Here is a 12,937-nt window from a genome sequence, read left to right as displayed (position 1 = left end):
GGGTGTGGGATCGTGGCCGGGTGACGCTCGCGCTGCCGTCGCCATGTGTGGTCGTGCTCGTCGGGCCGGGTGCGTCGGGCAAGTCGACGTGGGCCGCCGAGCACTTCCCGGCCGAGACGATCGTGTCCAGCGACCGGCTGCGCGCCGTGGTCGGCGCGGGCGAGGACGACATCGCCGCCAGCACGGACGCGTTCGCGTTGCTCGAGCAGATCGTCGCCGTGCGGCTCGCCCGCCGGCTGACCACGGTCATCGACACGCTGGGGCTGGACACGGACCGCAGGCGGGCGTGGCTGGCGCTTGCCCGCCGGCACGGGCTGCCGTGCGTGGCGGTCGCGTTCGACACGCCGGCCGCCGAGTGCCGGGCCCGCAACCGCGGCCGTGCCAAGCGCATCCCCGCCGACGCGCTGACCGCACAGCTGCGGAGCTGGCGTGCGGTCCGCGACCTGCTGGCCGCCGAGGGGTACGACGAAGTCCTTGCCCCGCAACCGGTCCGGCAGGTTGCCGCCCCGTTCGCGACGTCGCCGGCCGCCGCCGCGCGGCAGCAGGAGCGGCCGACCGGGCTGCGGTTCGGGCTGCACCTGTCGGCGTTCGCGTTCGACGGCGGCAAGGCCGCGACGGCGGCGCGGCTGCGGGAGATCGCGGTCGCGGCCGAGGAGGCCGGCTTCGACGCGATCTACGTGATGGACCACTTCAGACAGATTCCGCAGGTCGGCCGGGCGTGGGACGACTTCCTGGAGAGCTACACGACGCTGGCCTACCTGGCCGCGTGCACGTCGCGGGTGCGGCTGGGCGCGCTCGTCACCGGCATCACGTACCGCAACGTCGCGCACCTCGGCAAGATCATCGCCACGCTGGACGTGCTCAGCGGCGGCCGCGCGGTGTGCGGGCTGGGGCTGGCGTGGTTCAAGGCCGAGCACACCGCGTACGGCTGGGAGTTCCCGCCGGCCCGCTCGCGGTACGCGTTGCTCGAGGACGCGCTGACGTTGCTGCCGCTGCTGTGGGGTCCGGGCAGCCCCGCGTTCGAGGGCAAGGCGCTGCGCGTGCCCGAGGCTACGTGCTACCCGCGCCCGCTGCAGGACCACGTCCCGATCGTCGTGGGTGGCGGGGGCGAGCGGCGCACGCTGCGGCTCGCCGCTCGCCACGCGGACGCCGCGAACGTCCTCGGCGACCTGGACACCGTGCGGCGCAAGGCATCCGTGCTGCACGCCCACTGCGCGGCGGCCGGCCGGGACCCGATCGACCTGACGCACCTGTGCACCGCCCTGGTGGGCGACGACGACCGTTCGGTGGCCGGCCTCGTCGACCGCCTGCGTCCCCGCCGCCAGGACGCGGCGAGCTACGCGGCCGCGGTGCACGCCGGCACCGTCGACGACCACATAGGACGGTTCCGCGAGCTGGCCGAGGCCGGCGTCGCGGAGGTCATGGTCCGCCTCCCGGACCTGACCTCGCCCGAGCCGCTGGTCCGCATGGCGAAGGTCATCGCCGCTTTCCGGCCCTGAGCCGGGCGACGCGATCCCGCTGGTACGGGCCCGGGCCCCGTCCGCGGCGGACGGGACCCGGGCCCGGGTCGGTTGGTTACTTGACCCGGTAGTCGTACGGCAGGACCGCGATGACCTCGCCCGTGCCGTTGAACGGCAGGGCGGTGACGCCGGTCGGCAGGACCGGCACGGTCACCAGGTTCAGGTGGCCCGACACCTCCTCGCCCGGCCGGCCCGCCGGCGTGATCGTCACCTGGACGGTGGCGGTCTGGCCCGGCCGGATGATCGACGGCGTGCCGCCGGTTCCGTTCGGGTCGACGGCGAAGTCGAACGGGTCACCCGTCGACGACGTCACCGACGAGTCGAAGCCCGTCGTGCGCATCGTCGCCGTGTAGGTCGCGTGCCCCGGCTGGGCACCCGCGGCACCGAACGGGCCGATCTCCTGCAGCGCGCCGAACCAGATGCCCTTGCTCACGTAACCCTTCCGCTCGCCCACGGTCGCCACCGACGTGGTGTCGCCGTTCTGGGCGGCCTTCAGGTCACCGAACAGGTCGAAGCCCGCCGCCGAGCTCTGCAGCTCGACCTGCGCCGGCACCGTCGACGTCGTCGCGACCGTCAGGCGGCTGGTGTCCGGCGGGGCGAGGTACACCGGGGCGGCCGCCGGGTCCTCCGGCAGGTCCACCTCGTTGCTGCCCTGGATCGGCACCGGCGTCAGCGTCCGCACGTCGTTCGTGCGGGGGTCGACGCCGACGGCGATCGGCTCGACGCCGGTGTTGCGCACGGTCACCGGGACGGTCACCGCCTGGCCGGCCGTGAGCGTGCCGCCCGCGGGCAGGCCGTTCGCGTGCACGGCCAGCTGGTCGAACCCGACCGTCCCGCGGAACGGCTGCTCGATCTCCTGGCCGGTCACCGGGTTCTGCACGACGAGCACCAGGTGCCAGCGGCCCGGCAGCGGCCGCGCGTCGTACGTCTGCACCGTGCCACCCTGCGCGACCGTGGTCTGCGAGTTGAGGAACACGTTGCTGTTGACGTCGGCGAGCTCGCCGTTCGGGTCGATCAGCACGATGTCCACGAGCGAACCCGGGTCGGACAGCCGCAGCCCGATGTCGAGGTCCCGCTTGCCGCGCGGGACGTCGAAGGAGTAGCTGAACGTCTGCGCCGGCGACACGGCCCTGGCGTTGCCGCCGGTGATCGTGCCGTGGAACCGGCCCGGCGTCGGGATGACGCTGCGCAGCACCGCCGACATCGTCGTGTGCTGCCCCTCGGACGTGCCGAACGTGACCGAGTAGTCGGCGTCGCCGCCGCTGTCCGGGGTGCGCAGGCTGAACGAGACCGACCTGGTCTGGCCCGGCCCGAGCGTCAGCGTCGACGGCGAGACGTGCCCGTACGGCGCGGCCCGCTGCGTGCTGGTGTCGAGGATGATCGGGCCGGTGTACCCGCCGGTGCCGGCGATCGAGTACATCACCGCGGTCCACGTGCCGGCCTTCGGCGACCGGACGTCGACGTTGGCGTAGTTGGCCGTCGCGGCGCCGCCCTGCGGGCGGCTGTTGGCGACGAACGTGCCGTCCGGTGCGAGCAACGTCAGCCGCACCACGGCCGGGTTGCCCTGCCACGCCATCCGGGCGAACAGCCGGTCGGCGCCGTCCGGGACGTCGAACGGCACCTTCTTCACCGCCCACGTCTGGCCGTTGTAGTAGGTGAAGGTCGGCAGCGTGGTGGCGTCGAACTGCACGGTCTGCCGGTGCGCCGACTGCTCCCGGAAGGTCCGCGTTCCGGTGTGGACGCTCACCGCGTGGTTGCCCACGTTGGTCACCTTGACCGAGCCCGACTTCGTGCTGCCCGGCGCGCCCTCGAGGGTGACCTGGCCGTCGGAGAGCACGATGTTGGACCGCACGCCGGCCGGTGCGCCGGTGGTGCCCGGCGCGGTCAGCGCGGCCTCGACCGCGGCGCGGGCGTCGAGCAGGCCCGAGCCCTGCTCGTCGGCCGGCAGCCCGAGGTCGCGGCTGGTGCCGGTGAGGATCCGCTTGATCAGCGCGGGCGAGGGCGAGTGGCCGTGATGGCTGCCGCGGTACGCCTGGATGATCAGCGCGGCGGTGGCCGCGGTCAGCGGGGCCGACTCGCTGGTGCCGCCGAACGACTCGAGGTCGGTCGGCTGCGGTGGCGACTGGAAGTTGACGCACTCCGCGTAGGCGGGCGAGCAGTCCGCCCAGTTGCCCTCACCGGGGGCGACGAGGTCGATCGTGCGACCGCCCATCGTGATGCCGGAGGAGGACAGCGCGGAGATGTTGTCGCTGACCCACTTGCCGTTGGAGAACGGGAACGCGGCGTAGGTGGTCTGCGCGTAGAGCCGGTTGTCCGTGGTCGCGCCGGTGGAGATCACCAGCGGGTCGGTGGCCGGGCTGCCGATGGTCGACGTGATGCCCGCGTCGCCGGTGGAGCAGACGACGGTGACGCCCGCGGCCACGGCGTTGTCGTTGAACACCTGGAACAGCTCGCGCGAGCTGAGGTCCGGGTACTGGTTGAGGCCGAGCGACTCGTTGATGACGTCGACGTGCGCGACGGTCACCGCGTAGTCGATCGCCTGCAGGACCGCGGAGTTCGTCGCGGTCGAGCCGAACACGTTCAGCCCGACGAGGCTCGCACCCGGCGCCACGCCCTTGACCACGATGTTGCAGCCGGGCGGCAGCGGGTGGGCCTGGTTCACGAACTTCGACAGGTCGTGGACCACGACGCCCTGGGCGGCGATCGAGGAGGCGTCGCCGAAGGCCTCGGCGCCGCTGTCGGTCGTGTTCGGCCCGTCGCCGGAGAAGTCCTTGTAGTCCACGAACACCTTCGACCCGTCCGGCCGGATGAAGTCGGCGTAGTTCGGGTCCATGTTGTCGGCCAGGAAGGCCACCTTCACGCCGTGCCCGTCGGCGAGGTCCGCCGCGCTCTTCGAGCCGTCGGTGCTCGCCGCGCGGATCGAGGTGAGCGCCTCGGGCTCGAGCAGCGGGTGGTTCGGGTCGGTCGGGCAGATCTGGCCCTCGGCGGCCGTGGTCGCCGACGACCTGCCGGGCGCGCCACCGGTGCCGGGAGCGCCCGGTGCGGTGGGCTCGGGGAGCGTGACCTCGCTGTCGGGCAGCACCTTGGCGACGGCCGGGTCGCGCGCGAGCGCGGCGGCCTGGCCGGCGGTCACCGTCGCGGAGAAGGCGTTGCCGAGCGAGAAATGCTTGACCTTGGCCGGCGCGGCACCCGCGAGGCGGCCGAGCACGGAGTCCTGCGCGCTCTTCGCGCGGTTTCGGCGGGTGCTCGAATCGCCCTTTGTCGCCGGCGTATTCGTGAGTTGGTCTTTGAGTAAGACAATCACCGACTGTGGCCCGGAGCCGGTGCTCGCAGTCGGTTGTGCCAGAGCGACCGGTCCTGCCGTGCCGGCCACCGCCACACCCGTAACTATGGCGATGACCAGGGCGCATGCGGACCGCAAGGAATGCCGCATCTGCAGCTCCCCACTTTCCCTAAGCGTTGGTAAACTATTTCTACAATCCCCGACGGAATGGGTCTCCCCGCGCGCGATCCATTCCCGTGCGACGGCGTGACTATCGTCAATCGCGGTTGTATTTACAAGACGGCAAATGGCCCATTCGCAAACTGCCCGGAATTCGTGAATCCGGCAATGGCCGGAACCCGGCCAAGCGGCACCAACGGCTCGGAATGGACGGATCGGCGAAACGAACCCCGGACCCGGACGGTCCTGACGTCGACGGTCCCGAGGACGCGCCGCGCACCGTTTCGCGCTGGGGTGTGGTAGGAGCGTGGCATGACCGACTCACCCGGGTTGGCGGGCCTCGCCCGCCCGGCCGTCACCGCCGCGCAGGCCGAGGACGTCGCGCTCCGGCTCTGGGGGCTGCGCGGGCGGGCGGCGGAGCTGGGCAGCCAGCAGGACCGCAACTTCCGGGTCGCGGGCGCCGTGCTCAAGTTCGCCAACCCGGCGACGGACGCGGCCGAGCTCGAGGCGCAGGCCCTCGCGTCGCGCACGCTGTCCGCGGCCGGGGTCACCGTGCCACTCCCCGTGCCGAGCCTGTCCGGCGCCGACGTCGAGCGCGTCGACGTCGGCGGGACCACGCTCCTGACCCGCGCGCTGAGCTACGTGGAGGGCACGCCGCTGATCGACCGGCCGGGCTTCGGGCTCCCGGAGGCGCGACTGCTCGGGGACACCGCGGGCCGCGTCGCCGCCGCGCTCGCGGGCTTCCGGCATCCCGGCACGGTGCGTCGCACCCAGTGGGACATGCGGGTGGCCGGGGACGTCGTGGCCGAGCTGCTGCCGTTCGTACCGCCGGACCTGCGTGCCTCGGTCGCGGCGGCCCGCGCGACGGCGTCGCGCCGGCTCCGCACGGTCGCGGGGCGGCTGCCGGAGCAGGTGATCCACGCCGACGTGACCGACGACAACGTCGTGCTGCTCGACGACGGCACCGCCGGCGTGATCGACTTCGGCGACCTGCAGCACGGCTGGCGGGTGGCCGAGCTCGTGGCCGCCTGTGCCGCGGTGCTGATGAAGGGCGACGACCCGGCGCCGATGCTGGCGGCGGTCGGCGCCTTCACCGCCCGCGTGCCGCTCGGCGAGCCGGAGCTCGCCGCGCTGTGGCCGCTCGTCGTGCTGCGCACCGCCGTGCTCGTCGTCAGCAACTACGCGCAGGCCGCGCTCGACGACGGCAACGACTACGTCGGCGCCCGCCGGGCCGCGGAGCTGCGCTCGTTCCGGGTCGCCTCGTCCTGGCCGGCCGACGAGCTCGACGTCCTGATCCGGGCGGCCGCCGCGACGCCGGGTGACGCGTCCTCGGTCGGGCGGCTGCTGCCGCCGGGCTGCGTGCCCGCGGTGGTCGACCTGTCCCCGGTGAGCCCGGACCTCGACGAGGGCGCGTGGCTCGTGGACGGTGCCGAGACGCGGATCCTGCGGGCGCACGCGAAGGAGGCGGGCGCCGCGGTGACGCGGTGGGCCGAGTACCGGCTGACCCGCGGGCGCCCGCTCGTCGCGCCGTGCGCCACGTTCGCGCTCGGGGTCGACCTCGTACTGCCGGCCGGGACCGAGCTCGTGGCGCCCTTCGACGGCCGGCTCGTGGCCGGCGACGGGTGGCTCCGGCTGCGTGGTGACTCGCTGGAGCTGCACCTGTCCGGCGTTCGCCCGGTGGCCGACGCGGTGCGCCGTGGCGACCCGCTGGCCGTCGGTGCGGAGCTCGTCGGGGTGCGGCTGTCCGCCGTCCCCGGTCTTCTTCCGCCGTTCCTCGTGACGCCGCGGGCCGAGGAGAGCTGGCGGCGGCTCAGCCCGGACCCGTCCGCGCTGCTCGGCGTGCCCGTCGCGGCCCCGGCCGCCGATCCCGCCGACCTGCTGGCGCGCCGCGACGCCGCGTTCGCCCGGGTCCAGGAGCACTACTACCGCCACCCGCCGCAAATCGAGCGCGGCTGGCGCGAGTACCTCGTGGACACCAAGGCCAGGGTGTACGTGGACGCGATCAACAACGTCGCGCTGCTCGGCCACGCGCATCCGCGGGTCACCGCCGCCGTCGCCCGGCAGCTCGCCCTGCTGAACACGAACTCGCGGTTCCACTACGCCGCGCTCACGCAGCTGTCCGAGCGGCTCGCGGCCCTCGCGCCGGCCGGCCTCGACACGGTGTTCCTCGTCAACAGCGGCAGCGAGGCGGTCGAGCTGGCGCTGCGGCTGGCGATGACGGCGACCGGCCGGCCGCGGGTGCTCGCCGCGCGCGAGGCGTACCACGGCTGGACCGCCGGCGCCGACGCCGTGTCGACGTCCATCGGCGACAACCCCCGCGCGCTGACGAGCCGGCCCGGCTGGGTCGAGCTCGCCGACGCGCCCAACGCGGTCCGCGGCACGCACCGCGGCCCGGACGCCGCCGCGGGCTACCTCGCCGACCTCGACGCGCAGCTGTCCGCCCTCGGCCCCGCCGGGCGCGCGTCGCTGGCGGGCGTGATCCTGGAGCCGGTCTTCGGCAACGGCGGCGGGGTGCTGCTGCCGCCGGGGTACCTGGCCGGGGTGTACGAGCGGGTCCGCGCGCTCGGCGGCGTGTGCATCAGCGACGAGGTGCAGGTCGGCTACGGGCGGCTCGGCGAGTACTTCTGGGGTTTCGAGCAGCAGGGCGCGCGACCGGACATCATCACCGTCGCCAAGGCGATGGGCAACGGGCATCCGCTGGGCGCGGTGCTCACCACGCGCGCGATCGCCGACGCCTTCGCCGTGGAGGGCAGCCTGTTCTCCTCGGCGGGCGGGAGCCCGGTCAGCTGCGTGGCCGGGCTCGCGGTGCTGGACGTGCTGCGCGACGAGGGCCTGCAGGAGAACGCGCGCGTGGTGGGCGAGCACTTCAAGGCTCGTCTCGAGGCGCTGGCACACCCGTCGATCGGGGCGGTCCACGGCCTGGGCCTGTTCCTCGGCGTAGAGCTGGTGACCGATCGCGCCACGTTCGCACCGGCCACCGAGCTGGCGGAGCGGGTGTGCGAGGCGCTGCTGGCGAAGGGCTGCGTCGTCCAGCCCACGGGCGACCACAAGAACGTGCTGAAGCTCAAGCCGCCGATGTGCATCACCACGGTGAGCGTCGACCACGTCGTGGACTCACTCGGCGAAGCCCTGACGGAGGCGGCGTGATCCGGGCAAGAAAGGTCAAGCCGGACCCGCCCGCCGTGGCTAGGGTTGCCGCCGTGCCCCGGGACATCCTTCGGTTGCTGGCGCTGGTCAACGAGCGCCGGCGGGCGGACGTGTCGCTGTCCGCGCTGTCCACTTTGGCGCACCGGTCGGCGTACAACCTGCACCGGCGGTTCCGCGCCGTGGTTGGCGAGACGCCGAAGGCGTACACGTCGCGGGTCCGGCTGGCGCGTGCGGCGGCGGACCTGGTCACCACGGACCGGCGCACGTCGGCCGTGGCGGCGTCACACGGGTTCGCCAGCCACGAGGTGTTCACCCGCGCGTTCCGCCGGCTGTTCGGCGTCAGCCCGCGGGCGTACCGGGCCAGAGGCCTGCACGTCGCCGACCTGTCCCGCACGCACGCGGCGGCCGTGTCCGCCGCGGCGCCGTGCGTGGGCCTGTACCGCATGACCGTGTCTACCGAGAGGAGCGTTCCCGTGCCCGCGGAGATCGCCGTACAGGAGATGCCGACCGTCGACGCGCTGGTGATGCGCCGCCGTACGTCCCGCGACGAGATAGCCGCCGCGCTGGGCTCGACGCTGCCGGCGGTGTTCGCGCACGCGCAGCAGCATGGCCTGACGATGACCGGCCCGCCGTTCGCCCGGTACCCCGAGTTCGGGATGAGCTCGGTGGTCATCGAGGGTGGCGTGCAGATCGCGGCACCCGCACCCGGCGACCCGTCCGCGGGCATCGAGCCGCTTTCGCTGCCGTCGGGCAAGGCGGCCGTGACCGTCCACAAAGGCCCGTACGACACGCTGCCGGACACGTACCAGGCGATCGAGACGTGGCTGGAGAAGGAGGGCCACCAACGAGGCGGCCCGCCGTACGAGATCTACCTGACCGATCCGGGCGAGCACCCGGACCCCGAGACCTGGGAGACCCGGATAGTCCAGCCCCTCGCGTGACCGAGCCGCGCGTACGTCAGAACCCCGCCGCCGAGGCAGTGTGCCACGGTACCGGCCATCGCCGAACGCCTTGATGAGCTGCCGGTCTTGACTCCCCGGCCTACCGTTGGTCTGACGGATACATCGCAGGCACCGCTCGTGCACGGGAGGGGTCGTGGAACGTCCGGAGGGTGACGCGCGGGTTTCGGCTACCGGGTTGTTCCGGCGCAAGCCGATCGACACCATCGAGGCGCCGGAGGAGGGCGGGCTGCGGCGCACGCTCGGGCTCTGGCAGCTGACCGCCATCGGGATCGGCGGGATCATCGGGGCGGGGATCTTCTCGCTCGCCGGGGCGGTGGCGCACGAGACCGCCGGGCCGGCCGTCGTGCTCTCGTTCCTCGTCGCCGGGGTCGCGAGTGCCGCGGCCGCCTTCTCCTACGCCGAGTTCGCCGGGCTCATTCCGCGCGCCGGCTCGGCCTACACCTACGGCTACGCCGTCCTGGGCGAGATCGTCGGGTGGTTCATCGGGTGGGACCTGCTGCTCGAGTACACCGCGATCGTCGCGGTCGTGGCCATCGGGATCTCCGGGTACTTCAACGACCTCCTCGGCTTCCTCGACATCTCGCTGCCGTCGTGGATGCTCGGCGCGCCCGGCACCGAACCCGAGGGCGTCGCCGCCGGCACGTACAAGGTCAACCTGTTCGCGGTCCTGCTCTGCCTGCTGATCGCCTACGTGCTCAACCGCGGCATGCGAAGCGCCGCGCGGTTCGAGACCTCGCTCGTCTACCTCAAGGTCGGCGTGGTCGTCCTCGTGATCGCCGTCGGCGCGTTCCACATCGACGCCGGCAACTTCACCCCGTTCGCGCCGTTCGGCATCGCGGGCGTGTTCACCGGTGCCGCGACGGTGTTCTTCGCCGTGTTCGGCTACGACGCGATGTCCACCGCCGCCGAGGAGTCGCGCGAGTCGCAGAAACACATGCCCAGGGCGATCATCTACTCGCTAGCGATCTCGATGGTCCTCTACGTGCTGGCGTGCCTCGTGCTCACCGGCATGGTCGACTACCGCGACATCGACCCGAACGCGGCGTTCTCCGCCGCGTTCGAGTCGGTCGGCCTCTCGGCGCTTGGCGCGGTCATCGCGGCCGGTGCGATCCTCGGCATCCTCACCGTGCTGTTCACCTTCCTGATGGGCGCCACCCGCGTCGGCTACTCGATGAGCCGTGACGGCCTGCTGCCCGCGTGGCTCGGCAAGACCAGCGCGGCCCGCCAGGTCCCCGCGCGCATCACGTGGATCCTGGGCGCCGCGGCCGCCGTCATCGCCGGCCTGCTGCCGATCGGCGAGGCGGCCGAGCTCACCAACATCGGGATCCTGCTCGCGTTCGTGGTGGTGTGCACCGCGGTCATCGTGCTGCGCTACCGCAGGCCGGACCTGCCCCGCTCGTTCCGCTGCCCGTGGATGCCGGTGGTGCCGATCGTCGGCGTGGTGTTCTCGATCTGGCTGATCACCTTCCTGAAGCCCGAGACGTGGCTGCGCTTCGCGATCTGGTTCGTGCTCGGCATGATCGTCTACTTCGCCTACAGCCGGAGGCACTCGCTGCTGAACCGCGCTAGCGAGCCGTGACGAGGACGTGCTCCCGCTCCGCGGGAAGGAAGTCGTCCAGTTCGGACTCCAGGCCGCCGTAGCGGCCGTAGATGCCGCGCAGGAACGACGGGGCCCACCAGTTCCCCCGGCCCAGCAGGCGCATCGTGGCCGGGACCAGCAGGAGGCGCACCAGGGTGGCGTCCACCGCGAGGGCGACGAGCATGCCGACGCCGACCATCTTGATGAACGTGATGCCCGACGTCGCGAACGCGCCCACCACCACGCACAGCAGCAGCGCCGCCGCGGTGATGATGCCGCCCGTGCGCTGGACGCCGGCGGCGACCGCGGACGTGTTGTCACCCAGGTGGTCCCACTGCTCGCGGATGCGGGACAGCAGGAACACCTCGTAGTCCATCGACAGTCCGAAGAGGATCGCCAGCATCAGGATCGGCTGGCTCGCGTCGATGTAGCCGGTCGGGGTGAAGCCCAGGAAGTCCGCCAGATGCCCGTCCTGGAAGATCCAGACCACCACGCCGAACGCCGCGCCGATCGACACGAGGTTCATCACGATCGCCTTGAGCGGCACCACGATCGAGCCGAACGCGAACGTCAGCAGGACGAACGTGACACCGGCGACCAGCAGCGCCATCCACGGCAGCCGCTCGTCCAGCCGGTTCAGCTGGTCGACGATGCCGGCCGTGGGACCTCCGACCAGGACCTCGGCGCCGGCCGGTGGGTCGGCCGCGCGGATCTCCTCGACGATCTGCCGGGCGTGCTCGGAGTTCGCCGCGCCGGCGAACTCGACGTTCAGCAACGAGGCCCGCCCGCGCTGGGCGGCGATCTCGACGCCGGTCACCCCACCGAGCATGCGCAGCTCGCCGGTGTACCACTTGGCCACGCCCGGGTCCACGTCGCTCACCAGCACCTTGATCGGGTCCGAGCCGCCGCCGGGGAACTCGGCGTCCAGCCGCTCGGACACGACGCGGCTCTCCGTGCCGGCCGGCAGCACGCGCTCGTCCACACCGCCGAACTGCACGCGCGTGAACGGGGTGGCCAGCACCAGCAGCACCGCGGTGATGCCGATCGTGTAGAGCACCGGCCGGCGCATGACGCTGCGCGCGATGCGGGCCCACCCGCCGGACCGCGTGGCGAGCGACTCGACCGCCCCGGTCACCGTGCGGATCCGCCGGCGCCGCGACCACGGCAGGCGCAGCGCGTCGATCCGGTGCCCCAGCAGGGCGAGCAGTGCCGGCAGCACGGTCAGGCTGGACACCATGGCCACCGCCACGGCGGCCGCGCCGCCAAGCCCCATCGACCGCAGCAGCAGCTGCGGGAACATCAGCAGGCCGGACAGCGAGAGCGACACGATCGTGCCGGACACCGCGACGGTCCGGCCCGCCGTGGCCATCGTGCGGGAGACCGCCGCGCGCACCGGCCGGCCGCGGTCGAGCTCCTCGCGGAACCGGGTGACCATGAACAGCGCGTAGTCCACCGCCAGGCCCAGCCCGAGGATCGTGATGATGTTGATCGAGAACACCGACACGTCGGTCAGCATCGTGATCCCGCGGACCGCCGTGAACGCGCCGAGGATCGCTAGCACGCCGAGCACCAGTGGCATGCAGGCCGCGACGAGGCTGCCGAAGATGAGGACGAGCAACACCAGCAGGATCGGCATGGCGATCAGCTCGGCGCGCACGATGTCGTGCTCCACCTGGCCGCTGATGTCCTCGTCGATCGCGAGCGGGCCGCCGACCTGCAGCTTCAGCGTGTCGACGGCGAGCGCGTCGCGGACCTGCGCAACGGTGGCGTCGTCGGTGCCCGTGGCGAACCGGATCGGCAGGTACGTGGCGTGCTTGTCGCGGGAGACCAGCTGCGGTGCCTTGGTCTCGTAGAAGGACGTCACCTGCTTGACGGCCGCGAAGCCGCGCACGCGCTTGGTCACGGCGGCGATCTCGGCGGCGAACGCCGGGTCGGAAACGGTCAGGTAGTCGCTCGAGTACAGCGCGACGAAATGCGTCTTCTGCGCTCCGAGCTCCTTGGTGACGCGGTCCGATATCTGCGCGGACTCACTGCTGGGGTCGCTCAGGCTGGCGTCGTCGGCGAGTCTGTCGAAAACACCGGTACCCCACACGCCGGCGAATGCTACGAATCCAATTGTGGCGAGCACGACCAGCCATCGCAGCCGGCTCATCGCCATTCCCCACCAGGAGAACATGCGCATTTCCTTTCCACGATAACGCGCCGGTGCGCGCCGGTCGACCAGCGCCTGCTGACACGTTGTTGCGGTAATTTGTTGCCGGCGGGAAACGACGTCGTCCCGGGGGGG

At 72.4% G+C, this 12,937-nt stretch carries 6 protein-coding genes; 4 read left to right on the top strand and 2 right to left on the bottom strand.

Going from position 1 to position 12,937, the window contains the following annotated elements:
- Positions 1 to 20 precede the first annotated feature (20 nt).
- The gene (locus VH969_RS09490; protein ID WP_331973290.1) at positions 21 to 1,499 is read left to right on the top strand and encodes a TIGR03560 family F420-dependent LLM class oxidoreductase; all 1,479 of its coding nucleotides are present in this window, start codon (positions 21 to 23) and stop codon (positions 1,497 to 1,499) included.
- 76 nt (positions 1,500 to 1,575) lie between these two features.
- Here VH969_RS09490 and VH969_RS09485 read toward each other — a convergent pair whose 3' ends face one another.
- Complete coding sequence (locus tag VH969_RS09485; RefSeq protein WP_331973289.1) at positions 1,576 to 4,953, bottom strand: S8 family serine peptidase; 3,378 nt, start codon at positions 4,951 to 4,953, stop codon at positions 1,576 to 1,578.
- Positions 4,954 to 5,274: 321 nt separating this feature from the next.
- On the opposite strand from VH969_RS09485, the gene VH969_RS09480 reads away from it, so the two are divergent.
- From VH969_RS09480 to VH969_RS09470, 3 genes are all read left to right on the top strand, one after another.
- Positions 5,275 to 8,109 carry an aminotransferase gene (locus VH969_RS09480; protein ID WP_331973288.1) on the top strand — a complete coding sequence of 945 codons (2,835 nt, stop codon included), beginning with the start codon at positions 5,275 to 5,277 and terminating at the stop codon, positions 8,107 to 8,109.
- Positions 8,106 to 9,050, top strand: coding sequence for a helix-turn-helix domain-containing protein (locus VH969_RS09475; RefSeq protein WP_331973287.1), 945 nt, complete (start codon positions 8,106 to 8,108; stop codon positions 9,048 to 9,050). Before VH969_RS09480 ends, VH969_RS09475 begins: the two co-directional genes overlap by 4 nt.
- 154 nt (positions 9,051 to 9,204) lie before the next feature.
- Positions 9,205 to 10,650 carry an amino acid permease gene (locus VH969_RS09470; protein ID WP_331973286.1) on the top strand — a complete coding sequence of 482 codons (1,446 nt, stop codon included), beginning with the start codon at positions 9,205 to 9,207 and terminating at the stop codon, positions 10,648 to 10,650.
- Here VH969_RS09470 and VH969_RS09465 read toward each other — a convergent pair.
- A complete protein-coding gene (locus VH969_RS09465; protein ID WP_331973285.1) occupies positions 10,637 to 12,826 on the bottom strand; it encodes an MMPL family transporter in 2,190 nt (729 codons plus the stop codon). The two genes, VH969_RS09470 and VH969_RS09465, sit on opposite strands and share 14 nt — an antisense overlap.
- Positions 12,827 to 12,937 lie beyond the last annotated feature (111 nt).

Origin of the sequence: Actinophytocola sp., from assembly GCF_036555685.1 — a bacterium.
Taxonomy (GTDB): Bacteria; Actinomycetota; Actinomycetes; order Mycobacteriales; family Pseudonocardiaceae; genus Actinophytocola.
Note: the sequence above shows the minus strand (reverse complement) of the source record. Positions and strands in the feature narration are given on the sequence as shown.

Coding starts and splice junctions, on each gene's coding strand:
- VH969_RS09485 (WP_331973289.1), bottom strand. CDS start 4,953: ATGCGGCATTCCTTGCGGTCCGCATGCGCCCTGGTCATCGCCATAGTT.
- VH969_RS09480 (WP_331973288.1), top strand. CDS start 5,275: ATGACCGACTCACCCGGGTTGGCGGGCCTCGCCCGCCCGGCCGTCACC.
- VH969_RS09465 (WP_331973285.1), bottom strand. CDS start 12,826: ATGTTCTCCTGGTGGGGAATGGCGATGAGCCGGCTGCGATGGCTGGTC.